This window comes from Pseudomonas sp. P5_B3, from assembly GCF_056400405.1.
The window spans coordinates 1-25,166 of record NZ_JBFULI010000009.1 but is presented as its reverse complement, the minus strand read 5'-3'; the positions used below and the strand labels follow the sequence as shown (position 1 = coordinate 25,166).

Here is a 25,166-nt window from a genome sequence, read left to right as displayed (position 1 = left end):
GTCATCTCAACATCAATTCAAGGGTGAGTAGCCACTGGCCGTTGTACAGCAACCTTGTTCACGACCCGGTCACTGGCGCCTGGCTTGAGACACAACGTCAGCACCACCGACAGCATCAGTGCGCCGCTCATCAACAGATACGACGCACCGGGCGATCCGGTGGAGCTGTTCAGGTAACCGACCAGATAGGAACCGCCAAACGAACCGAGGGCACCCATGCTGTTGATCAACGCCATGGCGCCGCCCGCCACGTTGGCCGGAAGGATTTCCGGAACGATGGCGAAAAACGGCCCGTAAGGTGCGTACATGCAAGCGCCGGCGATCACCAGCAAGGTGTAGGACCACCAGAAATGTTCCGCGCCCAGGGCGTAGGAGCCGTAGAACGCAATCGAGGCGATCAACAGCGGTGGCCACACGAAGCGTTTACGTTTTTGCAATTTGTCCGAACCCCAGGACGCCAGCAGCATGCCGATCACTGCGGCGAGATAAGGTAACGCCGAAAGCCAACCCGCTTCGATCATGTCCATTTGCGCCCCGGCCTTGAGGATCGACGGCAGCCACAGTACGAAGCCATAGACGCCGATGCTCCAGCAGAAAAACTGCAAGGCCAGGATGATCACCTTCGGCGAGCGGAAGGCTTCGGCGTAGTTCTTCACCGCCTTGATGCCGACCTGTTCGGCGGCCAGGGCGCTTTCCAGGTCCTGTTTTTCCTGGTCGCTGAGCCACTTGGCCTGGGCCGGACGGTCATCGGCCAGGCGCCACCAGATAAACGCCCAGAGCACTGCCGGCAAACCTTCGATGATGAACATCCAGCGCCAGCTGTAATGCTGCACCAGATAGCCCGACACCACCGACATCCAGAGCATGGTCACCGGGTTGCCGAGGATCAGGAAGGTATTGGCGCGCGAGCGTTCGGCACGGGTGAACCAGTGGCACAGGTACACCAGCATCGCCGGCATGACCGCGGCTTCGACCACGCCGAGCATGAAACGGATGACGATCAGCCACCAGGCGTTGGAGACAATCCCGGTCAAGGTGGCCAGGCTGCCCCAGAGAATCAGGCTGACGAAGATCAGCTTTTTCACACTGTGTTTCTGCGCGTAGATCGCCCCGGGTACCTGGAAGAAAAAGTAGCCGAGGAAGAACAGCGCGCCGAGCATCGACGACAGGCCGGGCGTAATCATCAGGTCCGCCGCCATGCCGGATGCGGCGGCGAATCCGTAGTTGGCGCGGTCGAGGTACGCCAGGCTGTAGGTAATGAACACAATGGGCATGATGTACCACCAGCGGCGGGTGGCGAGGGTTGCGGTTTTCATGGTGGTGCTCCTGAGCTTGTTGTTTTTGTCGCAGCAGGTAACGGTTTGAATCTTCGGTGCCTTTACTGGCCTCATCGCGAGCAAACTCGCTCCCACAAGGGATCTAGGTTCGACACATATCCCCTGTGGGAGCGAGCTTGCTCGCGATGGCGGCCTCAAATTCGCTGACCATTTCGGATCGGGTAGGCAACCCCTCCATATCCCCCCGACTCTGCACCGCCCGGCTGCCAATCCAGTTGGCGCGCTTCACGGCGTCGGCAAAGCTATGGTTTTCCAGCAGCGCGCTGATCATGCCGACGGCAAACCCGTCGCCGGCACCGACGGTGTCGACCACGGTATTCACCGGTACGCCCGCGACAAATCCCTGATCCTGGTGGGTGCGGTAGTACGCCCCATGCGGCCCGAGTTTGATCGCCACGGCTTCGGCGCCCTGGTCGAGGTAAAACGCCGCAATGTCGGCGGGGTCTTCGAAACCGGTCAGCAGCCGACCTTCGCTCAAGCCCGGCAGCACCCAATGGGCCAAGGCGGCGAGGCGGTTGATTTCAGTGATCATCTGTTGCGTACTCGCCCACAGGCTCGGGCGCAGGTTCGGGTCGAAGGACACGCTGCGTCCGGCGGCGCGCATGCGGGTCATCAACTCGAAGGACATTTCCCGCGCCGTGGCAGACAGCGCCGGGGGAATGCCGGTGGCGTGCAAATGCCGGGCCTTGAGCAATTTGGGCATGATCGACTGCGGCGACAGATGACTCGCCGCCGAACCGCGGCGGAAATACTCGACCACCGGATCGCCACCATCGTCGGTGCGCGACTTGAGCTGAAAACCGGTCGGGTGCGCAGAATCGATGGCGACGTTGCTGCAGTCCAGGCCTTCCTTCTCCAGGGTGTCGATCACGAAGCGACCCAGGGAGTCAGCACCGACCCGGCTCAGCCACGCCACCTTGAACCCGAGCCGTGACAGGCCGATGGCGACGTTGCTGTCGGCGCCGGCAATACGTTTGTGGAAATGACCGACCTGGGCCAGCTCGCCGTTTTGTTCGGCGACGAACATTGCCATGGTTTCGCCAAATGACAGGATATCGAACTCAGACATGCGCACTCTCCAGGCGGGGTTGACCGAGGCGGGCCAGTGTCGCGACGTGTTCGGTGGTGAGTTGCAGCAGATCCTCGCCTTGCAGCGGATATTCCGCCGCCCGCATCACGCCTTGGGCCATGTGCCGCAGCAGTTGTTCCCACAGATGCAGGTCAGTGGCGGTGGGGGGCAGGGCGACCAGTTTGCCGTCGGCGCGGCGCGATACGGCTTTGCAGTGCACATAACCGACATGACGACCGAGCAACCGTGCGGCGCTGGCGGCGGACTGGTCCTGCCAGTGCCAATTGCCGATATCGAAGGTCATTTTGATCGGCAGCTCGTGCCGCTCGACGTCCGCGAAAAAGCGCTGGAAGGGTTCAATGCGGCCGCCGTGCAGGGTCTGGTCGTTTTCCACCAGCAACTGCACGGCGCTTTCGCCCAGCACTCGGGCGAGGGTTTGCAGATCGCAGTTGTCGGTGAAATAGCCCAACGACACTTTCAGCCATTTGGCGCCGAACGCCTGGGCGCGCTGCAGGGCCGTGATCAGTTCGGGGTTGGGTCTGGATTGCCCGGCCAGCCATAGCTCCATGGGTGATGAATACACGCTCTGCAGGCCTTCTGCTTGAGTGGCATCGGCCAGTTGAGCGGGGTCCTCGATGGTCAGTAATTCCTCACGCCACTCAATGCGCGTGGCGCCGGCGGCGGCGAGAATCTCGATGAAGCTGCCTTGGCCGCGTTGACGCACAAGGTCGGCGCCGTAGCTGGAAAGGCTGATGGAAACGGCTGGTCTGTTCATTGTTTTTCTACCTCTGAAACCGGTTTCATTTTTGTTCAAATTTTTTTGTGGTGCTAGTCAGGGCCCCATCGCGAGCAGGCTCACTCCTACAATGGGCCTATATTCACAAATCCACTGTAGGAGCGAGCCTGCTCGCGATGGCGTCTTAACATTCAACGCAAATTCCCAAGCGTCGACCCCCGCACAATCAACCGCGCCGAAAAATCCACCGTCCGCACCGGACCGTCATCCCCACGCAAACGCTTGAGCAAACACTCGAAAGCGCTCGCGCCAATCTCGGCAGTCGGCTGGGCGAGGGCAGTGATGCCACTGCCCACCAAGGGGTACCAATCCAGGTCATCGAGGGCGATCAGGCCGACATCCTCGAACAGCTTGCACTGCAATTCGCGCAACGAATGGGTGCTGGCCAGCGCCGCGATACCGTTCGCGCAGAACAGCGCTTTCGGGCCGGGACCTGGCGCATCGAGGAAGGTTTTCAGTCGGGCAGTCAGTTCGCTGCCGGTTTCGATGAGCGTGCCGCGAAGCGCCGGACGCTGGGCAATCCGCGCCTTGAAACTGCTGACCCGCTCGATTCGCGAACTGGTGCCGTCATAGGGTTCGGTGACCAGCAGCACATCGCGGTAGCCCTGGGCTTCAAGGTGGGTCAGAGCCATCTCGACCGCCGCCGGGTTGTCCAGCCCGACCAGATCGCTTTCGAGCTGCTCGACCTTGCGGTCCACCAGTACCAGCGGCATTTCCCGGTGCAGTTCGCGCAATTCATCGCGATGGTGGCCGAGAGTGTTCACGATCAGGCCTTCGATGTTGTAGGAACGCAGCAGGGCCAGGTGCTGGCGTTCCTGCTCGTCATCGCGGTCGGTGTTGCACACCACCAGGCTGTAGCCGTGCCGACGGCACGCGGTTTCCACCCCGTGCATCACGGCAATCGAATAAGGATTGCGGATATCGGCCACCAGCATGCCGATCAGGCGGGTTCGGCCGCGCTTCAGGCCGCGGGCCATCTGGTTCGGGCGGTAGCCCAATTCGGCAATCGCCTGCTCGATGCGCAAGGCAATTGCATCGGAAAGCAGGGCACGGTCTTCGCCAATGAACCGCGACACGCTGGCCTTGGAGACCTTGGCGTGTTCGGCCACGTCAAGCATGGTCACGCGGCTGCGCTGGGCGGCGGAGAAATCGTTCACGGTCTGAAACCTTCTTATTGGATTTATAAGGTCGAGTGCTTCGTGAGACAGCACTGAAACCGGTTTCAGAAGACACCAAAATCCAATTCGCCGTCAAGCCCCTAATGGTTGATTGTCGAACAATGAGCGACAAGTGACCGTCAGGCCAGCACGCTCAACCATGCCGAACCCAGCAGCAACAGGCCCATGCAGCGATTGAAGCGTTGCATGGCACGGGGTGAGCGCAACCAGCGGCTTGAACCGGCGCCGAGCATCGCCCAGACCGCGAGACATGGCAGGGAAACCAGAAAAAACACCAGGGACAAATACACCACCTGCACGGCGCGATGCTCGCCACCCCCGGCGAATACGCTGACCACCGCCAGCGCCATCATCCAGGTTTTCGGATTGACCAGTTGCAGGCTGGCGGCGCCCATCCATCCGAGGCGCGCTTCGCTGTTGCGGGCGGCAATGGCAGTCGCCGGGGTGCTGAAAATCTGCCAGGCCAGATAACTCAGCCACGCCACGCCGGCCCATTGCATGACGCTTTGCACAGCGGGCCACGCGGTCAATGATGAACCGATGCCCGTGCCCACCAGCAACACGAGCGTCGCAGCGCTGGCACAGGCGCCGACGATGATCGGCACAGCCGCGACCCACCCGTATCGAGCGCTGTTGCTTAGCACCAGAATATTGGTCGGGCCGGGGGTGATCGAAGCCACAAAGGCAAACAGCAGGAACGGCAGTAACGTCGGGAACGAGGGCAGCATCGCGGGCTAACTCCGGTGAAGATCAGTGAAGTCGATCTTCACAATCCCGGGGGTTATCTGTCTGGAAGATTTGAGCAGCGTTTGCGGTACAGCGCCGGCGTCAGGCCGTAGGCACGCATGAACCAGCGCCCCAGATGGCTCTGATCGGCAAAGCCCAGCGCCATCGCCACCGCCGCCGGTTGTTCGCCACGGGCCAGCAGGCGGCGGGCGGTGGCCAGGCGGAGTTGCACCAGATACGCGTGGGGCGCCATGCCATAGGCAGCCTTGAACGCGCGGGAGAGGCGGAAGCGGTCGACGCCTGTGACGGCGGCCAGTTGATCGAGGCCGATGTCGTATTGCGCGTTGGCATGCAGGTATTCCCGGGCTTTCTGTGCCACCCGCGGCAGACGCGGGTCCTGGCCATCGCGGGCGCGCCAGTGCAAGTGGCTGGTCAGGCGCTCGAGCAAACCGTCGAGGGCGGTCTGGCGGACGATCTTCAGTTCACCGCGATGCAGGGTTTCAAACGCCAGGCTGGTGGCCTGGGCCAGACGCGCATCGCAGGCCAAGGTGGCGGCGAAGCTGAGCTGGCTGTTGTCGGGGGCATGGTCGAACACGGCACTGAGTTCACGCTGCAACCACTGTGGGTCGAGGTACAGCATGCGGTAGGTGAAACCGTCGGCGGTCGGGGCTTCGCCGTCATGGATGTCACCCGGTTCAAGCAGAAACACCTTGCCCGGCGTGCTCTGGTGCCTGGCCCGTCGGCAATTGAATTGCTGGACCCCTTGCTCGGTAACGCCCACCAAATAGCTGTCATGCCAGTGCGGGTCGTAGGCGTGACCTTCGAAATGCGCGCGCAGGGTCTCGATGCCGGTGTCGGCATCCTGGGCCAGGTCGATCCAGTTGTGAGTGTTCATGGGGTACCTGTGAAACGGTTTGCCGGGCTATTAAACGCCTCGGCCGAGGACCATGCCTAGAACGTTTGTGCAGGCATCAGCCGAACAGGCCTGCGGCGATGTTGATCGAGAACCCGAGAATGGCGGTGTTGAACAAAAAACCGATCAACGACTGCGCCAGCACGATCTTGCGCATGCCCCGGGTGGCGACGCCGACATCCGAGGTCTGCACCGCCACGCCGATGGTGAACGAGAAGTACAGGAAGTCCCAGTAGTTGGGTGTCGTCAGGCCTTCGGCAAAGCGCAGCGCCGGTTCCTTGCCGTCCCAGATGTAATACAGCCGGGCGTAATGCAGGCTGAAGATGACGCCGATCAGTAGCCATGAGCCGATGACGGTCAGCGCGGTGAAGCCGTAGTGCAGCAGCTTGCGGGTGGTTTCCAGGTCTTTGCTGCCGGCCAGTTCGAAGGTGATGGCCGCCAGGCTGGCCAGTGCCGCAATGCACACCAGCGCCAGCACCAGCCCGGCGTTTTCGTCTTCGATTTCGGCGATGCGTTTTACGTCAGTCGCTTTCGAACGCACGGTGAGCCAGAACATCAGCAACAGGTAGATCCAGACGCCGGCATTCCAGCCGATGAGGATCTTGCCGATCGGCGAATCGGCCGGAACCAGAATGCCCACCGCGATGCCCAGCAGGATGGCGGCGGACAGGCGAGGGTGGGTGCGTGCGAGGAAGATCATGGAGGCTCGTTGGATTGGGGCTGTGCAATCACCTTAGCCCAGGTGAACACATTCTTGAAATCACTGAGGCCCCCGTCATCGACTGACACACCGCCATCGCGAGCAAGCTCGCTCCCACAGGGACCAGTGTTTGGTCAGGTGTTTTTATGTCGCTTGCGCACCAGCTTCATCACCACCACAAAAAACACCGGCACGAACACCACGGCCAGGGTCGCGGTGATCATCCCGCCGATCACCCCGGTGCCGATGGCTTGCTGGCTCGCCGAACTGGCGCCGGTGGCGATCGCCAATGGCACCACGCCCAGGATGAACGCCAGCGAGGTCATGACAATCGGCCGCAACCGCAGGCGTGCCGCTTGCAGGGTGGCGTCGATCAGGTCGTGGCCTTCGTCGTACAGGCTCTTGGCGAACTCGATGATCAGGATCGCGTTCTTCGCCGACAGGCCGATGATGGTGATCAGCCCGACCTTGAAGAACACGTCGTTGGGCATTCCGCGCAAGGTCACTGCCAGCACCGCGCCGAGCACACCCAGTGGCACCACCAGCAGCACCGAGGTCGGGATCGACCAGCTCTCGTACAACGCCGCCAGGCACAGGAACACGATCAACAGCGACAACCCCAGCAGGATCGGTGCCTGGCTACCGGACAGGCGTTCCTGCAACGACAACCCGGTCCATTCCTGGCCCAGGCCTGCCGGGCCTTGCGCCACCAGCCGCTCGATCTCGGCCATGGCCTCGCCGGTACTGTGGCCCGGCGTCGGTTCACCGGAAATGCTGATTGCCGGGTAGCCGTTGTAGCGGGTCAACTGCGCCGGGCCCTGAGTCCACTTGGCCTGCACAAAGGCCGACAACGGCACCATTTTTTCATGGGTGTTGCGCACGTGAATCTTCAGCAGGTCAGCCACCTGACTGCGCTGGTCGCCCTCGGCCTGCACCACGACGCGCTGCATCCGCCCCTGATTGGGAAAGTCGTTGATGTAGGCCGAGCCCACGGCCGTGGACAGCACGTTGCCGACGTCGGCAAAGGACACACCCAGCGCGTTGGCCTGCTTGCGGTCGACGATCAGTTGCACCTGCGGTGCCTCGGCCAGGGCGCTTTCGCGCACGTTCATCAGGATCGGGCTTTTTTCGGCCGCCGCGAGCAGGTCGGTGCGAGCCTCCATCAACTTCTCATGACCGAGGCCGCCGCGATCCTGCAGGCGAAATTCGAATCCGCTGGATGTACCCAGGCCATCCACGGGCGGTGGCAGTACGGCAAATGTCACCGCGTCCTTGATCTGGCTGAGGGCAACGTTGGCCCGGTCGGCAATCGAGCTGGCCGAATCGTCACTGCCACGCTCGGACCAGTCCTTGAGCGTGCTGAACGCCAGCGCCGCATTCTGCCCGCTGCCGGAGAAGCTGAATCCGAGAATCACCACGCTGTCACGAATGCCCGGTTCCCCGGCGTTGTGCGCTTCAACCTGCTCGGCCACCTGCACTGTGCGGTTCTTGCTCGCGCCCGGTGGCAATTGAATGTCGGTGATGGTGTAACCCTGGTCTTCCACCGGCAGGAACGAGGAGGGCAGACGACTGAAGCACACGCCCAGACCCACCAGCAGCACACCGTAGATCAGCAGGAAACGCCCGCTGCGTTTCAGTGCATAGGCAACCCAGCCCTGATAGCGCTCGGTCAGTTGCTCGAAGCGACGGTTGAACCAGCCGAAGAAGCCGGTCTTTTCGTGGTGTTCGCCCTTGGCAATCGGCTTGAGCAATGTCGCGCACAGGGCCGGAGTCAAGGTCAGGGCGAGGAAGGCCGAGAACAGGATGGACGTGGCCATCGACAGCGAAAATTGCTGGTAGATCACCCCGACCGAGCCCTGCATGAACGCCATTGGAATGAACACCGCGACCAGCACCAGGGTGATGCCGATGATAGCCCCGGTGATCTGCCGCATGGCCTTGCGCGTGGCTTCCTTGGGTGACAAACCCTCCGTGGCCATGATCCGCTCGACGTTCTCTACTACCACTATGGCGTCGTCCACCAGAATGCCGATGGCCAGCACCATGCCGAACATGGTCAGCACGTTGATCGAAAACCCCAGCGCGAGCATCGTCGCAAAGGTGCCCATCAACGCCACCGGCACCACCAGGGTTGGAATCAACGTGTAGCGGATGTTTTGCAGGAACAGGAACATCACCGCGAACACCAGCAACATCGCCTCAAAGAGGGTGTAGACCACCTTGGTGATCGAGACTTTGACGAAGGGCGAGGTGTCATACGGGATCTTGTATTCGACGTTCGCCGGGAAGTAGCGCGACAGTTCATCCATCTTCGCCCGCACCAGGGTCGCGGTGTTCAGGGCGTTGGCACCGGGCGACAACTGCACGGCGACGGCGGTGGACGGCTTGCCGTTCAGGCGCGTGGAGAACTGGTATTCCTGGCTACCGATCTCGACCCGCGCCACATCGCTGACGCGCACGGTAGAACCGTCCGGATTGGCCTTGAGGACGATGTCGGCAAACTCTTCGGGGGTCGACAACTGACCCTTGACCAGAATGGTCGCGGTGATTTCCTGGGTGGTGCGGGTCGGCAGATCGCCGATGCTGCCCGCCGACACCTGGGCGTTTTGCGCGACGATGGCGGCGTTGACGTCCGCCGGTGTCAGATTGAAGGCAAGCAGTTTCTGAGGGTCGATCCAGATCCGCATCGCCCGCTCGGCGCCGTACAGCTGCGCCTTGCCGACGCCGTCCAGACGCTTGACCTCGTTCATCACGTTGCGCGCCAGGTAATCGCTGAGCGCCACGTCGTCGAGTTTGCCGTCGCTGGACGTCAGGGTGATCAACAGCAGGAAACCGGAGGAGACTTTCTCCACCTGCAAGCCTTGCTGGATCACCGCTTGTGGCAGGCGTGACTCCACGGCTTTCAGGCGGTTCTGCACATCTACCTGAGCCAGTTCCGGGTTGGTGCCCGGCTGGAAGGTGGCCTTGATGGTCGCGCTGCCGAGGCTGCTCTGGGATTCGAAATACAGCAGGTGATCGGCGCCGTTGAGCTCTTCCTCGATCAGGCTGACCACGCTCTCGTCCACGGTTTGCGCCGAAGCGCCCGGGTACACGGCGTAGATTTCGATTTGTGGCGGCGCGACATCCGGGTATTGCGCCACCGGCAGTTGTGGAATGGCCAGCGCACCGGCCAGCAGGATGAACAGGGCAACCACCCAGGCGAACACCGGGCGGTCAATAAAGAACTGCGGCATAAAAAAGCGTCCTGCTTACTGACCAGTCACCTGGGCAAGTGGAAGAGGGGTGTCGTCGATCTGCACTTTCTCGCCGGGGCGGGCGTGCTGCAGTCCCTCGATGACGATGCGGTCGCCTGCTTTCAGGCCGCTGGTGACGATCCAGCGATCGTTCTGCACGGCGCCCAGTTCGACCGGTTGCTGGCCGACCCGCTGTTCGCCGTCGAGCAGCAGCACCTGGGCGATGCCGGCGCTGTCGCGCTGGATGGCCCGTTGCGGCACGCTGATGCCCTGCTGGTTGACCGCTTGTTCCAGGCGTACGCGCACGAAACTGCCGGGCAGCAAGTCGAGGTCGGGGTTGGGGAACTCGCTGCGCAGGATGATCTGGCCGGTGCCCGGGTCGACGCTGATGTCACTGAACAACATTTTGCCCGGCAGCGGGTAGAGGCTGCCGTCATCCTGAATCAGCGTGGCCTTGGCCTGGTCCTGGCCGACCTGCTGCAACTGGCCGGAACGGAAGGCGCGGCGCAGTTCGTTGAGTTCGCGGGTGGACTGGGTCAGGTCGGCGTGAATCGGGTTCAGTTGCTGAATCAGCGCCAGCGGCGTGGTTTCGTTCTGCCCGACCAGCGCGCCTTCGGTGACCAGCGCCCGGCCGATGCGCCCGGAAATCGGCGCCGTGACTGTGGCGTAACCGAGGTTCAACCGGGCGCGCTCAACCGCCGCCTTGTTGCCGGCGACGTCGGCGGCGGTCTGCCGCGCATTGGCCCGGGCGTTGTCGTAGTCCTGACCGCTGATGGCCTTGTCGTCGATCAACCGGGCGTAGCGCTGTTCCTGCAATCTGGCCTGGAACGCGTTGGCTTCGGCCTTGCGTAACGCCGCTTCGGCGCTGTCCAGGTCAGCCTTGAACGGCGCCGGGTCGATGCGGAACAGCACATCACCCTGTTTCACATCACTGCCTTCACGGAAAGTCCGCTGCAAGACCACGCCGGCCACGCGGGCACGCACTTCGGCCATGCGCGGTGCGGCTATCCGCCCGCTCAGTTCGCTGCTGATGGTCAGTGGCCGCGCTTCGATGGTTTCGATGCGAACCGTGGCCAGTGGCGTCTGCTCTTCGGCAGTCGGCGCCTTGTCGCAAGCGGCCAGCATCAGCGCCAGTGCAATCAGGCTGAGCCTGGCAAGCAGATTGTTTGACATGTAATAACCCCAATAATGACCCCCAGCATCCTACTGGGCGCAGGCGAGGGTAGCGGTGAAGCTTTGTTGGTGCTGTGTGAAATTGTGTAAGGGTTTTACTCAGGTGTGCGTGAGGGCGTATATCCTTCAGTCCTTGATTTCTATTGCGCCAGATACGCCGCCATCGCGAGCAAGCTCGCTCCAACAGTGGCCGGTGGTGTTCACAACATTTGTGTTCACATCAAATCCCTGTGGGAGCGAGCTTGCTCGCGATGGCAATCTATCTGGCGCCAAAGCACTTTCTGGAAACACCCATGCCCAACATCCTCCTGGTCGAAGACGACACCGCCCTCGCCGAACTGATTGCCAGCTACCTGGAACGCAACGGTTATTCCGTCAGCGTGATCGGTCGTGGTGACCATGTGCGCGAACGAGCGCGGCTCAATCCGCCGGACCTGGTGATCCTCGACCTGATGCTGCCCGGCCTCGACGGCTTGCAAGTCTGTCGTTTGCTGCGCGCCGATTCGGCGACCCTGCCGATCCTGATGCTCACCGCCCGCGATGACAGCCACGACCAGGTCCTGGGCCTGGAAATGGGCGCCGACGACTACGTCACCAAACCGTGCGAGCCGCGGGTGCTGCTGGCCCGGGTGCGAACCTTGTTGCGCCGCAGCAGCCTCAGCGAACCGCAGACCGCCAACGACCGCATTCTGATGGGCAACCTGTGCATCGACCTGTCTGAACGCACCGTGACCTGGCGCGGGCAATTGGTGGACCTGTCCAGTGGTGAGTACAACCTGCTGGTGGTGCTGGCCCGGCATGCCGGTGAAGTGTTGAGTCGCGACCAGATCCTGCAACGCCTGCGTGGCATCGAATTCAATGGCACTGACCGTTCGGTGGACGTGGCGATTTCCAAATTGCGGCGCAAGTTCGACGACCACGCCGGCGAGGCGCGCAAGATCAAGACCGTGTGGGGCAAGGGGTACCTGTTCAGCCGTTCCGAATGGGAATGCTGAGCCAATGTTCAGAATCCTCTTTCGTTTGTACCTGGTGACCATCGTCTCCTTCAGCGCCGCGATTTACCTGGTGCCGGATCTGGTGATCAAGGTGTTCCACGAGCGCTTTGTCACCTACAACCTCGATTATTCCCGTGGGCTGCAAACGCTGATCGTCAAACAGTTTCACGCAGCCCCGGCCGAGCAGTGGCCGGCCCTGGCCGCTGAAATGGACAAGGACTTCAATCCGCTGCACATCGTGCTCGGCAGCAATGACGACAGCAGCCTGACGCCTGATGAGCAGCAGCGTTTGCAGCGCGGCGAGAACGTCGTGCGCGTGGGCGACTGGGGTTGGCGCACGCTGGCGGTCGCGCCGCTGAATGAGCACACCGTGGTGCAAATGGTCGTGCCGCCCGATCCACTGGACGTCAACCTGTTGTACTGGAGCATCAACGTCCTGATCGGCGCGACCATGCTCGCTTGCCTGTTGTTGTGGCTGCGCCCGCACTGGCGTGATCTGGAGCGCCTCAAGGGCACGGCCGAACGCTTTGGCAAGGGGCACCTGAGCGAGCGCACGCAAATCTCCCCGAGCTCCAACATTGGTAGCCTGGCCACAGTGTTCGACACCATGGCCGGCGACATCGAAAACCTGCTCAACCAGCAGCGGGACTTGCTCAATGCGGTATCCCACGAGTTGCGCACGCCCCTGACGCGCCTGGATTTCGGCCTGGCGCTGGCGCTGTCCGACGACTTGCCAGCGGCCAGCCGCGAGCGCCTGCAAAGCCTGGTGGCGCACATTCGTGAGCTTGATGAGCTGGTGCTGGAGTTGCTGTCCTACAGTCGCCTGCAAAACCCGGCGCGGCTACCAGAGCAGGTCGAGGTGTCGCTGGATGAATTCATCGACAGCATTCTGGGCAGCGTCGACGAAGAACTGGAGTCCCCGGATATCGTCATCGACGTGCTGCTGCACGGCCAACTCGAACGCTTCAGCCTGGACCCGCGCCTGACCGCTCGCGCCCTGCAAAACCTGCTGCGCAACGCCATGCGCTACTGCGAGAAGCGTATCCAGATCGGTGTGCAGGTGTATGCCGGCGCCTGTGAAATCTGGGTCGACGATGACGGCATTGGCATTCCGGATGACGAGCGCGAACGGATTTTCGAACCGTTCTACCGCCTCGACCGCAGCCGCGACCGCGCCACGGGTGGTTTCGGCCTGGGGCTGGCGATCAGCCGCCGCGCGCTGGAGGCCCAAGGCGGCACGCTGACGGTGGAAGCCTCGCCGCTGGGCGGGGCGCGCTTTCGCTTGTGGTTGCCGGGTTCGGCCTGACGCGCTTCGCAGGCACTGTCGCAGCGCCTGCGTTGAGCCAGGGTTTCTCAGGTACTCAGGCGACTACGCAACAGCTTCGCCATCGCCTCCAGATCCGCGATCGGCTGATGCCCGATCAGCATCCAGGCGTGTTCCATGTCAGCCCAATACACGATGTTCAGCTCGCGCCGCTGTTCATGGGCGAATTGGCGGCTGCCGCTGTTGGAGCGGGTCATGCACAGCGCCATGGGGCCGTGCACCGGATCGAGGTAGGTGATCTGGGCAATGGGCGCGCCGTCGTACTCGAGGATTTGCGCACGCTTGAACTCGGCACGAGGCAGGCTCAGTTTTGCCGGCGCGAGATCGAGGCCCAGGCGCGCATCGATGGTCCGCAGTTGTGCCCGTTGGGCGGCTTCATCAGCGGGTAAATGATCCAGGGTTTCCGGCACGTAGAGCGCCATGTAATCGGCCACCAGGCCGCGCCAGTTGTGTGTCTGCCGACTCGCTTGCCAGCCGAGGAACAAACGGTCCGCCAGCACGCCGCCGGCCAATAGCCCGGCCGCGGCGGCCAGGAACCAGCGTCGACTGAGCCCGGGGCGGGCGGGTGAAGGCAGCGTGGCGAGCATGGCTTGCAGGCGATCCACCGGCGCCTGCCGGGCCAGTTCATCGTAGGCGTCCTTGAACGGCAGGCTGCTGCGATCCAGCCATTGCAGGCGCAGGCCGAGCATCGGGTCTTTGATGATGGCCGCGTCGACGCGCGAGCGCTGCTCGGCATCGAGTTGGTTGTCGAGGTAGGCCACCAGTTGTTCGTCCGAGGTTCTCGCGCTCATCAATGTTCTCCTCGGTAAGGGTGCGGCACCGTGTGCAACGGTGGATATTCGGCCAGTTTCGCCCGAGCGGTGGCCAGGCGACTCATCACCGTGCCGATGGGCACTTGCAGCACGTCGGCGACTTCGCGGTAGGACAAGCCCTCGACGTAGGCGAGAAACACCGTTTCGCGCTGGGTCTCGGGCAACGCATCGACGCGACGGATGACTTGTGCCGCCAACACATGGGTCTGGGCCACGGATTCACCATCGAACGACAAGGCCTCATCGGCATCCACCTGACCCTGACCCTGACGCACCCGCTGGGCGCGGACTTCGTTGAGCCAGATCGAATGCAGAATGCTCAGCAGCCAGCGGTCCATGCGCGTTCCCGCCACGAATTGCGCGGCCCGTTCCAGCGCCCGCACGCAGGTGGCCTGCACCAGGTCATCGGCGACATGCCGTTGCCGGGACAGCAGCAGGCCGTAGCGCCATAACCGCGCCAGATGCTGGTTCAGTTCCGTTCGTATTGCCTGATCGCTGGCGATGGCGACCTCCGTCCGCTCGGGTTGTCAGGTTTTCGATGAGTCGTTGATGGCTTCGGCCAGGTCCTGGTACTCCTCGCACTGGGTATTGCCGCAGATGGATTTGATCTGCTGCAGTTGCTCCTGCGCGAGATCCAGCCGGCCTTTGATCACATAGGCCTCGCCGAGGTATTCGCGGACTTGCGCGTACTGCGGGTCGAGTTTCACCGATTGCAGGTAATAGCCGATGCCTTCGTCGGTACGCCCTAGTTTACGCGTGGCGTAGCCGCGATAGTTCAGCGCTTTTGCCGTATTTGGCTGTTTCAGCGTGTCAAGCAGGGCAAGAGCTTCTTCGTAACGTCCGTCCTTGGCCAGTTGATACGCATAGTTGGTGCGGTCTTCGTCCGGCACCAGGTTGCTGGTCTGCCTGACGCACCGCTGCGATCGGGTATCCAGCACCTGACCTTTCGGGCAGGTGGGTCTGGTGGGCATGTCGTTACCGCCGCCACCACCGTTGGCCAGGGCAAGGGAGCCGGACAACGCAACGGTCAGCAACAGCGGGGTCATCAGAACGGCAAAACGAATATTCATGGGCTTTGCTCCAGAGGTTCACGGGTTTCAGATCAGGTCGCGCCTCGTCAGACGCAGTGCAAGGTCGATGTGATGAGAACACTGCAGCATGAACAATTATTCGTTGTGGGAGCGAGCTTGCTCGCGATAGCGCAGTGTCATTCAACGTTTATGTCGACTGAAACTCCGCTATCGCGAGCAAGCTCGCTCCCACAGAGGATTTGTGCCGGGCACAATTGCTGCGTCCGCCAATGTAACCCTGTGGGCGCGAGCTTGCTCGCGATGAACGATGACGCGGTATCAGCCCAGCAAACGAATGGGTGAACCCGCCACCCAGGCCTGGATGTCCTCGATCATTTGCGAGAAAAACAGCTGGTAGTTCTGTTGGCTCACGTATCCGACATGGGGCGTTGCCAGCACGTTATCCAGGGTCCGAAACGGATGGTGGGCAGGGAGCGGTTCCTGCTCGAAGACATCCAGTGCGGCACCGGCCAGCCGTTGTTTCTGCAACGCCTTGATCAGCGCCGCTTCATCGACAATCGGTCCGCGAGCGGTGTTCACCAGCAGCGCCGTGGGCTTCATCCAGCCAAGTGCCTGTGCATCCACCAGGCCCCGACTGCGCTCACTGAGCACCAGGTGCACCGACAACACGTCAGCCTGTTCGAACAGTTCCTGCTTGCTGACATAGGTCACACCGACCTGCGCCGCACGTTCGGCGGTGAGGTTTTCACTCCAGGCGATCACGCGCATGCCGAACACCTGACCGAACTGTGCAATACGCTGACCGATGCTGCCCAGACCGAGGATGGCCAGCGTCTTGCCATGCAAGTCACCGCCCAGGCCTTGTTGCCACTGGCCGGCACGCAGGGCATTGGCCTCGACCACCAAATTGCGGGTTGCGGCCATGATCAGCGCCCAGGTCAGTTCCGGCGCGGCGTGTTTGTAGCTGTCGGTGCCGCAGACCTGAATGCCCAGCGCGGCAGCGGCTTTCAGATCCAGGGCGGCGTTGCGCATACCGCCGGTCACCAGCAGTTTGAGCTTCGGCAGGCGGCGCAGCAGGTCTTCATCGAAACGGGTGCGCTCGCGCATCACGCAGATCACCTCGAACCCGGCCAGGCGCTCGGCCAGGGATGGGGTATCGGTGGGGTAGTCATGGAGAAAACTCACCTGGCCGACGCTGTCCAGCGCCGACCAGTCCACCACGTTCCGCGCCACATCCTGCCAATCATCAAGCACTGCAATTTGCACGGGCATCAGCCTTTCCTCTTCAACGCACGGGGTTGGTCTTGTTCAGCCAGGCGAGCAGGGCCTGGTGGAATTCTGCCGGTTCTTCCATCTGTGGCGCGTGGCCCATGCCAGGGAATTCCACCAGCGTGGACTGGGGAATCCGCTTGGCCACCTGTTTGCCGAGGACGTCGTAGTGCCCGAGCTTCGCCTTGACCTCGGGCGGGGCGATGTCACTGCCGATGGCGGTAGTGTCGGACGTACCAATCAACAGCAGGGTCGGCATCTTCAGGTTCTGGAATTCGTAGTACACCGGTTGGGTGAAGATCATGTCGTAGATCAGCGCTGAGTTCCACGCGACTTGCGTATGCCCCGGGCCTTTGTTCAGGCCGGCGAGCATGTCGACCCAGCGATCGAATTCCGGCTTCCAGCGGCCGCCGTAATAGGTGTTGCGCTCGTAGGTGCGGATCCCGTCGGCGCTGAGTTTGAGTTCGCGTTCGTACCATTGATCAACGGTGCGATAGGGCACACCGAGGGCTTTCCAGTCTTCCAGGCCAATGGGGTTGACCAGCGCCAGTTGTTCGACCTGTTCGGGGTATAGCAAGGCATAGCGGGTGGCGAGCATGCCGCCGGTGGAGTGCCCCAGCAGGGTGGCTTTCTGGATGCCCAGCGCCTTGAGCAATTGTTGAGTGTTCGTCGCCAGTTGCTGGAAGCTGTACTGATAGTGCGCCGGTTTACTGGAGGTGCAGAAACCGATCTGGTCCGGGGCGATGACCCGATAGCCGGCGTCGCTGAGGGCTTTGATCGAGGTGTCCCAGGTGGCGCCGCAGAAATTCTTGCCGTGCATCAACACCACGCTGCGACCATTGGCCTTGCCGTGGGCGGCGACGTCCATGTAACCCATTTGCAGGGATTGGCCCTGGGATTCAAAGGCGAAGTGCTTGAGGGTGTAGGGGTAGTCGAAACCTTGCAATTGGGGGCCATATGCCGGTCCTTCGGCGTGGGCGATGGCGGGCAGGGCGGCGGTCAGCAACAGGCTGGGTAACCAGCGGGTGAGGGGACGCGACATGGGAGAGCTCCATGGAAAATCCGCCGATGCTGGATCGGCTCGATTAGGGCGCTATTAAACACAGGCAATCGCCGCCCTCGATGGTTCAACCCATCCAGCCCAGGGTCGCCACGGCCAGCACGCCGTAGCGGGCGCCTTTGGCCAGGGTGACGATCAGCAGGAAGCGCCCCAGCGGTTCGCGCATGACCCCGGCGACCAGCGTCAGCGGATCGCCGATCACCGGCAGCCAGCTGAGCAGTAATGACCAGTGGCCGTAGCGTTGATAATGCAGCCGGGCTTTTTCCAGGTGTCGGGGGCCTACCGGAAACCAGCGCCGGTCGCGGAACCGCTCGATCCCGCGCCCCAGCCACCAGTTAAGCAGCGACCCCAGAACATTGCCGAATGTTGCCACTGCCAGCAGTGCCCAGAGCCAATACCGATCGCTGAGCAACAGGCCCACCAGCATGGCTTCGGATTGCAGCGGCAGCAGCGTGGCGGCACCGAATGCCGCGAAAAACAGCCCGAGATACGCGCCGGACATCAATGGGCGGGGTAATCCGCAACCACCACGTCAGTGCCGTCCTTTTTCAGGCCGATGACCTGATAGGCATCGTTCATGCCGTCCATTTCCATGCCGGGCGAACCCATGGGCATGCCGGGTGCGGCGATACCCAACAGATCGTCGCGCTTGCTCAGGGCCAGGACCTGGTCGGCCGGGACATGACCTTCGACGAATTTGCCGTTGATCAACGCGGTGTGGCACGACGCCAGGCGCGGCGGCACACCGTGCTGTTGCTTGAACTCACTCATGCTGGCTTCGACGTGGTCTTCGACCTTGAAGCCATTGGCCTCCAGGTGGCTGATCCATTTTTTGCAGCAACCACAATTGGCGTCGCGATGAACCTCGATCGGGATGAGGTCGGCGGCCTGGGCCAGGGAGGACATGAACAGGGCGCTCAGGGCGATCAGTCGCAAGTGGGTTCGCATGGGGAAACTCGTCTCGGCTCACGGGCAAAAAACGCATTCTGACCACTTTTCCGGGTCAGGTATTCTTGGAGTGTTTCGAATTACTACAGAGCTCGGCAGCTTCATCATCGTAGATCAACGCTGTCAGGCTGATGAGGGATGCATTACAAAATCGTCAGGTTGGAATGTTGCCCGGCCCGCCCGGTTCATCGAACGGGCCGGTGACCCTTAGCGGTCGAGCAGTTTCATGACTTCTTCCGGATAACGCAGGCCTGCGGTGGCATTCGCCGGAAAGATCGCTTCCAGCGCGTGCAGTTCTTCGGCGTTCAGCGTCACATCCAGAGCAGCCACGTTTTCTTCCAGATATTTACGTTGCTTGGTGCCCGGAATCGGAATCAGGTAATCACCCTGGGCCAGCACCCACGCCAGCGCCAGTTGGCCCGCCGTCACGCCTTTTTCTGCCGCCAGCGCTTGTACCTGTTGCAGCAGCAGCAGGTTTTTCGCGAAGTTTTCGCCCTGGAAGCGCGGGCTGAAGCGACGATAATCGTCCGCCGCGAAATCATCCGGGCTTTTCAAAGCGCCGGTCAGAAAGCCTCGGCCCAACGGGCTATAGGGCACAAAGGCGACGCCCAGACGCTGGCAGGCCGCCAGGCAACCGTTTTCTTCCTGGTCACGGCTCCACAATGAATATTCACTTTGCAACGCACTGATCGGATGAACCTTGTGCGCCCGTTCCAGGGTCGCCACCGATGCCTCGCTCAATCCCAGGTAACGCACCTTGCCGGCACTGACCAGTTCGGCCATGGCGCCGACGGTTTCCTCGATAGCCACCTGTGGGTCGATTCGGTGCTGGTAATACAGGTCGAGGGTCTCCACGCCGAGGCGTTTCAAGCTGCCATCGATGGATTGGCGAATGTAGTCCGGCCGACCGTTGACGCCCCGGGCGGTGGGGTTGGCCGGGTCGCGGACGATCCCGAATTTGCTGGCCAGGAACACCTGGTCGCGCTTGCCGGCAATGGCCTTGCCAATCAGTTCTTCATTGGTGTGCGGGCCGTACATATCGGCGGTATCGAGCAGGTTGACGCCCAGTTCCAGCGCGCGATGCAGGGTGGCCGTGGCTTCGCGGGTATCCGTGCCGGTGGTGTAGAAGTCGGTCATGCCCATGCAGCCCAGGCCGATGGCCGACACCTGCGGACCGTTTTTTCCCAATTGACGTGTGTGCATGAAATCAGCTCCCTGTGAAGTGAGTCGCTATTGTTCGTCTCGACAGAAACTAGATAAACCGGCTAAATCGGCTATCACTATTCGTTAAATCTAAACAATCTGCCGGTGGAGCCAGCAATGGACCGTTTCAACGCCATGCGCGTCTTTACCCGAATCGTCGAGTTGGGTGGCTTTGCCAGGGCCGCCGACAGCCTGCAATTGCCCCGGGCCTCGGTGACCATCCTGATCAAGCAACTGGAGGCACATCTGGGGGTACAACTGCTGCAACGCACCACGCGGCAGATCAGCCTGACGCTCGACGGTGCGGCCTATTACCCGCGTTGCGTGCGCTTGCTGGCGGATCTTGAAGAGACTGAAGCGGTGTTCAGTGCTGCACGCCACAATCCCAAGGGGCTGTTGCGGGTGGACATGCCGGCGGGAGTGGGGCGCCTGGTAGTGATTCCGGCGCTGCCGCAATTCACGGCCCGCTATCCCTTGATCGAGCTGGAAATAGGTTTGAATGACCGGCCGGTGGACCTGATTCGCGAAGGTGTCGATTGTGTGTTGCGCGGAGGCTCGCCGCTGGACGATTCGCTGGTGGCACGGCCGCTGGTGATGATGGATCAGGTGACCTGTGCCAGTCCCGACTACCTGCAGCGGCACGGAACGCCCCATACCTTGGACGACCTGGACGGGCACCGGATGGTCGAGTACATCTCCAGCAACGCAAAACGCTATGGGCTGGAGTTTGTCGTGGATGGCCAGGTGCGGTCGGTCGATCTGCCCAAGCAGGTGGCGGTCAACAGTGCCGATGGTTATCTGGCAGCGTGCGAGGCCGGATATGGTCTGGTGCAGACGCCGTACTATCACGTGGCGCGGCAACTGCAGGAGGGATGCTTGTGTGAAGTGCTTGGAGAAGTGCCGCCACCGGGCATGCCGATGACGGCGCTTTATCCGCCGCACCGCCAGTTATCCCGGCGGGTGCGTGTGTTTGTCGATTGGCTGGTGGAGCTGTGTGCCCAGCCCGGCAATGACTTCTATCGAAAGGATTCAGGACGTTGAATGGCTGTTAACGATGTTGGTAGTAACCCGGTCCGCGATGGTCGTAGTGGTGATGGTGGTGCCAGCCCCCGTAGGGGTAAACAATGCAACCGCTCAAGGTCAGGATGGCCAGCAGAGGCATCAGCAATGTGATTCGACGCAACATGTGAAAGTCCTCATGGTTATCGCCGTTATGAAGCCAAAACTCTTCATCGGCTGTAACATGAGACCCCCGCTCGTAGTTGTTTATCCCCGAAACAGGGTAGGCACTTGGCATGCGTATCGATACAAACCGGATACATTTTCAGATTCAGGAACCTGCAATGACTCAGTCGCAACGTTTGAAATACTCGATTCTGATCTCCCTGGTGGTGCTGGGGATCATGTTTGGCCTTTCCTGGTTGCAGAACACCGGCGTCATCAGCGAAAAAATGTTCCAGTACATCGCCATAGGCGTGGCGGTGATCGTGGTGGTCATCAATGGTGTGATGCGCCGCAAGGTCAAGCCCTGATCAGTCGATCAAGGGGTGCGTAGAATGGCGGCAGCCTGGGGATGCAGGCTGTAGCTTTTGTCGGGGTTGAGGACTATCACACCTTCGCTGCACAAGCGCTTGAGCACTTCACGCACGCTTAGAAACGACAACGGAATGTCCAGGTCCAGCAATTGGCTGTGCACGCCACGCACGCCAAGGCTGCGGTCGTTTTCGGCGGCCGTCAGCAGGGCATCGATGACTTTCAGGCGGATCAGGCTGGTGCGCAGGCCAAAGCTTTTGAGCAGGATCCTGATCCGCTCGTTGCGGTGGCGATCGGTACGCGGCTCGAATACGCCGACTCCCATGGAAGTACCCTTTGGCGCATTGCTACCGTCCGTTGGCAGTTGCGAGTTGTACATTGCAAAACTCCTTTTCAGAGCCTGATCAGGAAAAAGTGGGCGCTCTTACAAGACTAGACGCATGAGCAGCGCAAATCATGAAGGCTCAAATGTAGAAAATTTGTCGCCATCGCGTGATCAACCCGTGAGTCCATGCGCCATTACGCGGTAAAACGCGCCGGGTCGAGGCGCAAGCCGTCACCGGGCTGGTCGGCGTTGCTGCCGACCAGTACCGAGCCTTCGATCAGATTGACCTTGACCTGGTCTTCATACATCCAGACGTTGAATTGGGTACCGGTCACGCGAATCCACAGTGCGCGTGAGGCGCGTGAAAAAGAGATCAAGACAAACACCGCTGTGCAGCGCAGATCCGCAGATCTGCGCGTTATTACGTCGGGATCAGGTGTCAGAGGTCGTGGCGACCGGCACCGGGTCCAGTTGCCGGTCCATTTCGCAGATCAGAAAGGCGATCGAGTCGGCATTGTGCAAAATGACATCGGCTCGGGATTTCGGATCCTGCACGTTTAAAAAAGCTTCCCGTGCCTTCTCCATGGTCTTGCTGCCAGTCAGCCGTAGAATGGCCTTGCCGACGTGATCAGAATCCGGAATCGAATCAAGGCTGACCCACTTTTTCAGTCCACTGTTCCAGCGTGCGAACAATTCTTCCTTGGGTGTTTCCATCGACAAGGCTAACGCACGGGCCTTGGGCATTCGTGATACGGATATACCTCATCGACCCTGAGCGAAAGGTTGACAGGTCGCTCGCCGCGCGTTGTTAATCGGCGGGTCTTTGTACGCTGTTGTTCCCTCCAATAATCAGTCTGGAGCTTCAGATGTCTGCGCCACACGATCACACGTCTACTGCGATCTCGTCACACCTGTCATTCGAAGCGCTGAGCGCTTTGCTCGAGAAGATTTTTCTGCGTCACGGCACGTCGGCCGACGTTGCCCGGGTGCTTGCGCAAAACTGCGCCAGTGCCGAGCGCGACGGCGCGCATAGTCACGGGGTATTCCGGATTCCGGGTTATGTTTCGACGCTGCAAAGCGGCTGGGTCAATGGCCAGGCCGTTCCGGTGGTCGAAGATGTGGCTTCAGGGTTTGTGCGGGTCGACGCCGCTAACGGCTTTGCGCAACCGGCCCTGGCGGCTGCACGTGAACTACTGGTGCAGAAGGCCCGAAGTGCCGGCATTGCGGTGCTGGCAATCCGTAACTCGCACCATTTCGCTGCCTTGTGGCCGGATGTCGAGCCCTTCGCCGATGAAGGCCTCGTGGCCTTGAGCGTGGTCAACAGCATGACTTGCGTGGTGCCCCACGGTGCCGACCGGCCGCTGTTCGGCACCAACCCGATTGCCTTCTCTGCGCCGCGGGCCGATGGCGCACCGATTGTCTTCGACCTGGCCACCAGTGCCATTGCCCATGGCGATGTGCAAATTGCCGCACGCGAGGGCAAACGCTTGCCGGCAGGGATGGGCGTGGACAGCCTCGGCCAGCCGACCACAGACCCGAAAGCGATTCTTGAGGGCGGCGCATTGCTGCCTTTTGGCGGGCACAAGGGCTCGGCATTGTCGATGATGGTCGAGTTGCTCGCGGCGGCACTGACCGGCGGCAATTTTTCCTTCGAATTCGACTGGAACAACCATCCCGGCGCCAAGACGCCCTGGACTGGCCAATTGCTTATCGTGATCGACCCGAGCAAATCGGCGGGGCAAAATTTTGCCGAGCGCAGCCAGGAACTGGTGCGGCAAATGCACGGTGTCGGCTTGAAGCGTTTGCCCGGTGACCGGCGTCACCATCAACGCGCCAAATCACAGGTCAATGGCATTGAGCTGGATGCGCAGATGCTGGCGAACTTGCGGGAGCTGGCGGGGGAGTGACGCTGTCAACAGGCGCTGTAGAACCTGTGGGAGCGAGCTTGCTCGCGATTACGTCAGCCTATTCAACACAGATGTTGACTGGACTGCCGCCATCGCGAGCAAGCTCGCTCCCACAGGGGACTTCATGGCTGGCGGATTGCGCGTTTATCGCTGGCCCAGCAGCAACCCGACGACCAGACCGAACCCGACGCAAATGGCCACGGTTTGCCATGGATGCCCACCAATTATTTTGCCGGGGAAGGCCATCTTGCTGAAAAACCGACGCAGGACATTTCGTCCTACAGTGTAAGATGTCGCCTATTTTACGCAGCAGGAAATTCCCATGAGCTTCAATCTGGCCGACAAACCCCTCGCCGAGCGCGCTGCGCTTGAAGACGAGAAATCCCGTCTGTTCGAACTCTGGCAAAACAACCTCGGCAAAGCCAAGGGCGAGGCCGCGCGGTTGTTCGGCGAGCGGGCCAAGCGCAAAGGCAAGTGGGCTGAATGGGTACGTGCCGAGCTGGACGGTATGTCGCCCCCGGAATTCGCCAACATGGTGCGCAGTGAAGTCAATCGCCTGATGGCGGCCAACAAGTAACATCGGTCGTCACGTGAAACTCGCGACAATCGCCTCGCGCACTTTCAACACCACCGGGTCGAGCTGGGTACTGGTGCGCCAGCCCAGTTCGATCGGGTAACGCGGCAACGCCAGGGGGCAGGGCAGCAGCGCCAGTCCGCTGAGCGTTGCGATGCTTCGGGCGGCATGGGCCGGAATGGTCGCCACGGCCCGGCTGCCTTTGAGCAAATGCGGCAACGCGGCAAAATGCGTAGTCGAGGCGCACACCCGTCGGCTCAGTCCCAGCGCCGCCAATCCTTCATCGGTAATCCCGATAAAACCGCCGGACGACACCAGAATGTGTTCGCGGGCCACAAACTCCTCAAGACTGATGCTCTGCTGGCCCTCGACCAGGCTCGACGGGTCCGCCAGGCACAAATAACCACCTTCCCCCAGCACCTGACGGCTGAGCAGCCGCTCGGCAAACCCGCCCGCGGTAATAGCCAGGTCAATGCTGCGCTCCAGCAACGCCTGGGCGACGATCTGGCTGTGGGTCTGGCGGAAAATCAGCCGCAACTTCGGCGCACTGCGGGCGATTTCTTTGATCAGCCGCCGGCCGTAGGCAATCTCGAAATCATCTGACATTCCCACAGTGACCGAGCGACCTTCGTACTGTTGCGCGGCCGGATCGACCATCGCCAGGCTCTGCCGGCATTTGTTCAGGGCATCGCTGACCACCGGTTTGAGCTGATTGGCCTTGAGCGAGGGGGCCAGGCCTCGTCCGGTGCGCACGAACAGTTGATCGCCATACACCTCGCGCAACCGACGCAAGGCCGCGCTGACTGCCGATTGCGTCACGCCCAGGCGCAAGGCGGCACGGCTGGCGCTGGACTCTTCGTGCAGCGCTTCGAAGACTTTGAGCAGGTTGAGGTCGATGTCGGTGATATTCATTTGGCTCATATCATTCAGCAGTGAATCGGTCTTTATTGATGATCATGTGACGCCGGAGAATGAGCAACCCCTGATGCGAATGGAGTTTTCGAAATGCCCAAGTCAATCGTTGCGGCCCTGCAAATCGGCGCCTTGCCCGGTGGCAAGG

General features: G+C 61.4%; 27 protein-coding genes and 2 pseudogenes. 6 read left to right on the top strand and 23 right to left on the bottom strand.

Annotated features, from left to right (window positions below; translation table 11 throughout):
- Positions 1 to 17: 17 nt before the first annotated feature.
- The 9 genes from AC1DRN_RS08110 to AC1DRN_RS08070 form a co-directional block, all read right to left on the bottom strand.
- A complete protein-coding gene (locus AC1DRN_RS08110; RefSeq protein WP_457265966.1) occupies positions 18 to 1,316 on the bottom strand; it encodes an MFS transporter in 1,299 nt (432 codons plus the stop codon).
- Between the two features lie 103 nt (positions 1,317 to 1,419).
- Positions 1,420 to 2,406, bottom strand: coding sequence for a sugar kinase (locus AC1DRN_RS08105; RefSeq protein ID WP_457265967.1), 987 nt, complete (start codon positions 2,404 to 2,406; stop codon positions 1,420 to 1,422).
- Entirely contained in the window at positions 2,399 to 3,181 is a 783-nt protein-coding gene (locus tag AC1DRN_RS08100) for a sugar phosphate isomerase/epimerase family protein (protein ID WP_457265968.1), read from the bottom strand. Before AC1DRN_RS08100 ends, AC1DRN_RS08105 begins: the two co-directional genes overlap by 8 nt.
- Positions 3,182 to 3,333: 152 nt before the next feature.
- Positions 3,334 to 4,359 carry a LacI family DNA-binding transcriptional regulator gene (locus AC1DRN_RS08095; RefSeq protein WP_457265969.1) on the bottom strand — a complete coding sequence of 342 codons (1,026 nt, stop codon included), beginning with the start codon at positions 4,357 to 4,359 and terminating at the stop codon, positions 3,334 to 3,336.
- Between the two features lie 140 nt (positions 4,360 to 4,499).
- The gene (locus AC1DRN_RS08090; RefSeq protein WP_223463097.1) at positions 4,500 to 5,108 is read right to left on the bottom strand and encodes a LysE family translocator; all 609 of its coding nucleotides are present in this window, start codon (positions 5,106 to 5,108) and stop codon (positions 4,500 to 4,502) included.
- 53 nt (positions 5,109 to 5,161) lie between these two features.
- Complete coding sequence (locus tag AC1DRN_RS08085; protein WP_223463098.1) at positions 5,162 to 6,001, bottom strand: AraC family transcriptional regulator; 840 nt, start codon at positions 5,999 to 6,001, stop codon at positions 5,162 to 5,164.
- A gap of 76 nt (positions 6,002 to 6,077) precedes the next feature.
- A complete protein-coding gene (locus AC1DRN_RS08080; RefSeq protein WP_223463099.1) occupies positions 6,078 to 6,719 on the bottom strand; it encodes a DUF1345 domain-containing protein in 642 nt (213 codons plus the stop codon).
- 134 nt (positions 6,720 to 6,853) lie between these two features.
- Positions 6,854 to 9,952, bottom strand: a complete 3,099-nt coding sequence (locus tag AC1DRN_RS08075; RefSeq protein WP_457265970.1) for a multidrug efflux RND transporter permease subunit — start codon at positions 9,950 to 9,952, stop codon at positions 6,854 to 6,856.
- Between the two features lie 15 nt (positions 9,953 to 9,967).
- Positions 9,968 to 11,125 (bottom strand): efflux RND transporter periplasmic adaptor subunit, encoded by a 1,158-nt coding sequence (locus tag AC1DRN_RS08070; RefSeq protein WP_457265971.1) that lies wholly within the window; start codon positions 11,123 to 11,125, stop codon positions 9,968 to 9,970.
- Positions 11,126 to 11,418: 293 nt separating this feature from the next.
- Here AC1DRN_RS08070 and AC1DRN_RS08065 point away from each other — a divergent pair, with 293 nt between their 5' ends.
- Entirely contained in the window at positions 11,419 to 12,120 is a 702-nt protein-coding gene (locus AC1DRN_RS08065) for a response regulator (protein ID WP_223463102.1), read from the top strand.
- A 4-nt stretch (positions 12,121 to 12,124) separates the two neighbouring features.
- Positions 12,125 to 13,426 carry an ATP-binding protein gene (locus AC1DRN_RS08060; protein ID WP_457265972.1) on the top strand — a complete coding sequence of 434 codons (1,302 nt, stop codon included), beginning with the start codon at positions 12,125 to 12,127 and terminating at the stop codon, positions 13,424 to 13,426.
- Positions 13,427 to 13,473: 47 nt separating this feature from the next.
- On the opposite strand, the gene AC1DRN_RS08055 is transcribed toward AC1DRN_RS08060, so the two are convergent.
- The 8 genes from AC1DRN_RS08055 to AC1DRN_RS08020 all read right to left on the bottom strand — a co-directional run bounded on the left by AC1DRN_RS08055 (position 13,474) and on the right by AC1DRN_RS08020 (position 19,767).
- The gene (locus AC1DRN_RS08055; RefSeq protein WP_223463104.1) at positions 13,474 to 14,235 is read right to left on the bottom strand and encodes an anti-sigma factor family protein; all 762 of its coding nucleotides are present in this window, start codon (positions 14,233 to 14,235) and stop codon (positions 13,474 to 13,476) included.
- Positions 14,235 to 14,717, bottom strand: coding sequence for an RNA polymerase sigma factor (locus AC1DRN_RS08050; protein ID WP_411740717.1), 483 nt, complete (start codon positions 14,715 to 14,717; stop codon positions 14,235 to 14,237). The genes AC1DRN_RS08055 and AC1DRN_RS08050 overlap by 1 nt, the downstream gene beginning before the upstream one ends.
- A gap of 66 nt (positions 14,718 to 14,783) precedes the next feature.
- Complete coding sequence (locus tag AC1DRN_RS08045) at positions 14,784 to 15,326, bottom strand: tetratricopeptide repeat protein (protein WP_223463105.1); 543 nt, start codon at positions 15,324 to 15,326, stop codon at positions 14,784 to 14,786.
- Positions 15,327 to 15,605: 279 nt separating this feature from the next.
- Entirely contained in the window at positions 15,606 to 16,559 is a 954-nt protein-coding gene (locus AC1DRN_RS08040; protein ID WP_223463106.1) for a D-2-hydroxyacid dehydrogenase family protein, read from the bottom strand.
- 13 nt (positions 16,560 to 16,572) lie between these two features.
- Positions 16,573 to 17,598 carry an alpha/beta fold hydrolase gene (locus AC1DRN_RS08035; RefSeq protein WP_457265973.1) on the bottom strand — a complete coding sequence of 342 codons (1,026 nt, stop codon included), beginning with the start codon at positions 17,596 to 17,598 and terminating at the stop codon, positions 16,573 to 16,575.
- Between the two features lie 85 nt (positions 17,599 to 17,683).
- The gene (locus AC1DRN_RS08030) at positions 17,684 to 18,118 is read right to left on the bottom strand and encodes a YqaA family protein (RefSeq protein WP_457265974.1); all 435 of its coding nucleotides are present in this window, start codon (positions 18,116 to 18,118) and stop codon (positions 17,684 to 17,686) included.
- A complete protein-coding gene (locus tag AC1DRN_RS08025) occupies positions 18,118 to 18,564 on the bottom strand; it encodes a DUF411 domain-containing protein (RefSeq protein WP_223463109.1) in 447 nt (148 codons plus the stop codon). The genes AC1DRN_RS08030 and AC1DRN_RS08025 overlap by 1 nt, the downstream gene beginning before the upstream one ends.
- A 207-nt stretch (positions 18,565 to 18,771) precedes the next feature.
- Positions 18,772 to 19,767 (bottom strand): aldo/keto reductase, encoded by a 996-nt coding sequence (locus tag AC1DRN_RS08020; protein WP_457265975.1) that lies wholly within the window; start codon positions 19,765 to 19,767, stop codon positions 18,772 to 18,774.
- Positions 19,768 to 19,884: 117 nt separating this feature from the next.
- Here AC1DRN_RS08020 and AC1DRN_RS08015 point away from each other — a divergent pair, with 117 nt between their 5' ends.
- Positions 19,885 to 20,808 carry a LysR family transcriptional regulator gene (locus AC1DRN_RS08015; RefSeq protein WP_223463111.1) on the top strand — a complete coding sequence of 308 codons (924 nt, stop codon included), beginning with the start codon at positions 19,885 to 19,887 and terminating at the stop codon, positions 20,806 to 20,808.
- A gap of 7 nt (positions 20,809 to 20,815) precedes the next feature.
- Here AC1DRN_RS08015 and AC1DRN_RS08010 read toward each other — a convergent pair whose 3' ends face one another.
- A complete protein-coding gene (locus tag AC1DRN_RS08010) occupies positions 20,816 to 20,953 on the bottom strand; it encodes a hypothetical protein (RefSeq protein WP_178086788.1) in 138 nt (45 codons plus the stop codon).
- A gap of 157 nt (positions 20,954 to 21,110) precedes the next feature.
- On the opposite strand from AC1DRN_RS08010, the gene AC1DRN_RS08005 reads away from it, so the two are divergent.
- Positions 21,111 to 21,299, top strand: a complete 189-nt coding sequence (locus AC1DRN_RS08005; RefSeq protein ID WP_007970993.1) for a hypothetical protein — start codon at positions 21,111 to 21,113, stop codon at positions 21,297 to 21,299.
- Positions 21,300 to 21,307: 8 nt separating this feature from the next.
- Here AC1DRN_RS08005 and AC1DRN_RS08000 read toward each other — a convergent pair whose 3' ends face one another.
- The 3 genes and pseudogenes from AC1DRN_RS08000 to AC1DRN_RS07990 all read right to left on the bottom strand — a co-directional run bounded on the left by AC1DRN_RS08000 (position 21,308) and on the right by AC1DRN_RS07990 (position 22,369).
- Positions 21,308 to 21,679 carry a fe2+ zn2+ uptake regulation protein gene (locus tag AC1DRN_RS08000; RefSeq protein WP_223463112.1) on the bottom strand — a complete coding sequence of 124 codons (372 nt, stop codon included), beginning with the start codon at positions 21,677 to 21,679 and terminating at the stop codon, positions 21,308 to 21,310.
- A gap of 155 nt (positions 21,680 to 21,834) precedes the next feature.
- A pseudogene (locus AC1DRN_RS07995) lies at positions 21,835 to 21,966 on the bottom strand (peptide ABC transporter substrate-binding protein); the annotation flags it as partial.
- Positions 21,967 to 22,057: 91 nt separating this feature from the next.
- Complete coding sequence (locus AC1DRN_RS07990; RefSeq protein WP_457265976.1) at positions 22,058 to 22,369, bottom strand: hypothetical protein; 312 nt, start codon at positions 22,367 to 22,369, stop codon at positions 22,058 to 22,060.
- Between the two features lie 122 nt (positions 22,370 to 22,491).
- Between AC1DRN_RS07990 and AC1DRN_RS07985 the strand changes: the two genes are divergently transcribed.
- Complete coding sequence (locus tag AC1DRN_RS07985) at positions 22,492 to 23,532, top strand: Ldh family oxidoreductase (RefSeq protein WP_457265977.1); 1,041 nt, start codon at positions 22,492 to 22,494, stop codon at positions 23,530 to 23,532.
- Positions 23,533 to 23,676: 144 nt separating this feature from the next.
- Here AC1DRN_RS07985 and AC1DRN_RS07980 read toward each other — a convergent pair.
- Positions 23,677 to 23,757: pseudogene (locus AC1DRN_RS07980) on the bottom strand (glycine zipper domain-containing protein); the annotation flags it as partial.
- Positions 23,758 to 23,854: 97 nt separating this feature from the next.
- Here AC1DRN_RS07980 and AC1DRN_RS07975 point away from each other — a divergent pair.
- Complete coding sequence (locus AC1DRN_RS07975) at positions 23,855 to 24,109, top strand: hypothetical protein (RefSeq protein ID WP_057400121.1); 255 nt, start codon at positions 23,855 to 23,857, stop codon at positions 24,107 to 24,109.
- A gap of 9 nt (positions 24,110 to 24,118) precedes the next feature.
- On the opposite strand, the gene AC1DRN_RS07970 is transcribed toward AC1DRN_RS07975, so the two are convergent.
- Positions 24,119 to 25,027, bottom strand: coding sequence for a LysR family transcriptional regulator (locus AC1DRN_RS07970; RefSeq protein ID WP_457265978.1), 909 nt, complete (start codon positions 25,025 to 25,027; stop codon positions 24,119 to 24,121).
- Positions 25,028 to 25,166 lie beyond the last annotated feature (139 nt).

What these genes read in the sequence shown, in the direction of transcription:
- AC1DRN_RS08110 (WP_457265966.1), bottom strand. Translation starts at nt 1,316, where the DNA reads ATGAAAACCGCAACCCTCGCCACCCGCCGCTGGTGGTACATCATGCCC.
- AC1DRN_RS08090 (WP_223463097.1), bottom strand. Translation starts at nt 5,108, where the DNA reads ATGCTGCCCTCGTTCCCGACGTTACTGCCGTTCCTGCTGTTTGCCTTT.
- AC1DRN_RS08055 (WP_223463104.1), bottom strand. Translation starts at nt 14,235, where the DNA reads ATGAGCGCGAGAACCTCGGACGAACAACTGGTGGCCTACCTCGACAAC.
- AC1DRN_RS08105 (WP_457265967.1), bottom strand. Translation starts at nt 2,406, where the DNA reads ATGTCTGAGTTCGATATCCTGTCATTTGGCGAAACCATGGCAATGTTC.
- AC1DRN_RS08025 (WP_223463109.1), bottom strand. Translation starts at nt 18,564, where the DNA reads ATGCGAACCCACTTGCGACTGATCGCCCTGAGCGCCCTGTTCATGTCC.
- AC1DRN_RS08030 (WP_457265974.1), bottom strand. Translation starts at nt 18,118, where the DNA reads ATGTCCGGCGCGTATCTCGGGCTGTTTTTCGCGGCATTCGGTGCCGCC.
- AC1DRN_RS08005 (WP_007970993.1), top strand. Translation starts at nt 21,111, where the DNA reads ATGACTCAGTCGCAACGTTTGAAATACTCGATTCTGATCTCCCTGGTG.
- AC1DRN_RS08045 (WP_223463105.1), bottom strand. Translation starts at nt 15,326, where the DNA reads ATGAATATTCGTTTTGCCGTTCTGATGACCCCGCTGTTGCTGACCGTT.
- AC1DRN_RS07990 (WP_457265976.1), bottom strand. Translation starts at nt 22,369, where the DNA reads ATGCCCAAGGCCCGTGCGTTAGCCTTGTCGATGGAAACACCCAAGGAA.
- AC1DRN_RS08020 (WP_457265975.1), bottom strand. Translation starts at nt 19,767, where the DNA reads ATGCACACACGTCAATTGGGAAAAAACGGTCCGCAGGTGTCGGCCATC.
- AC1DRN_RS08000 (WP_223463112.1), bottom strand. Translation starts at nt 21,679, where the DNA reads ATGTACAACTCGCAACTGCCAACGGACGGTAGCAATGCGCCAAAGGGT.
- AC1DRN_RS08015 (WP_223463111.1), top strand. Translation starts at nt 19,885, where the DNA reads ATGGACCGTTTCAACGCCATGCGCGTCTTTACCCGAATCGTCGAGTTG.
- AC1DRN_RS08070 (WP_457265971.1), bottom strand. Translation starts at nt 11,125, where the DNA reads ATGTCAAACAATCTGCTTGCCAGGCTCAGCCTGATTGCACTGGCGCTG.
- AC1DRN_RS08010 (WP_178086788.1), bottom strand. Translation starts at nt 20,953, where the DNA reads ATGTTGCGTCGAATCACATTGCTGATGCCTCTGCTGGCCATCCTGACC.
- AC1DRN_RS08075 (WP_457265970.1), bottom strand. Translation starts at nt 9,952, where the DNA reads ATGCCGCAGTTCTTTATTGACCGCCCGGTGTTCGCCTGGGTGGTTGCC.
- AC1DRN_RS08080 (WP_223463099.1), bottom strand. Translation starts at nt 6,719, where the DNA reads ATGATCTTCCTCGCACGCACCCACCCTCGCCTGTCCGCCGCCATCCTG.
- AC1DRN_RS08100 (WP_457265968.1), bottom strand. Translation starts at nt 3,181, where the DNA reads ATGAACAGACCAGCCGTTTCCATCAGCCTTTCCAGCTACGGCGCCGAC.
- AC1DRN_RS08035 (WP_457265973.1), bottom strand. Translation starts at nt 17,598, where the DNA reads ATGTCGCGTCCCCTCACCCGCTGGTTACCCAGCCTGTTGCTGACCGCC.
- AC1DRN_RS08040 (WP_223463106.1), bottom strand. Translation starts at nt 16,559, where the DNA reads ATGCCCGTGCAAATTGCAGTGCTTGATGATTGGCAGGATGTGGCGCGG.
- AC1DRN_RS08065 (WP_223463102.1), top strand. Translation starts at nt 11,419, where the DNA reads ATGCCCAACATCCTCCTGGTCGAAGACGACACCGCCCTCGCCGAACTG.
- AC1DRN_RS08085 (WP_223463098.1), bottom strand. Translation starts at nt 6,001, where the DNA reads ATGAACACTCACAACTGGATCGACCTGGCCCAGGATGCCGACACCGGC.
- AC1DRN_RS07975 (WP_057400121.1), top strand. Translation starts at nt 23,855, where the DNA reads ATGAGCTTCAATCTGGCCGACAAACCCCTCGCCGAGCGCGCTGCGCTT.
- AC1DRN_RS08060 (WP_457265972.1), top strand. Translation starts at nt 12,125, where the DNA reads ATGTTCAGAATCCTCTTTCGTTTGTACCTGGTGACCATCGTCTCCTTC.
- AC1DRN_RS07985 (WP_457265977.1), top strand. Translation starts at nt 22,492, where the DNA reads ATGTCTGCGCCACACGATCACACGTCTACTGCGATCTCGTCACACCTG.
- AC1DRN_RS07970 (WP_457265978.1), bottom strand. Translation starts at nt 25,027, where the DNA reads ATGAGCCAAATGAATATCACCGACATCGACCTCAACCTGCTCAAAGTC.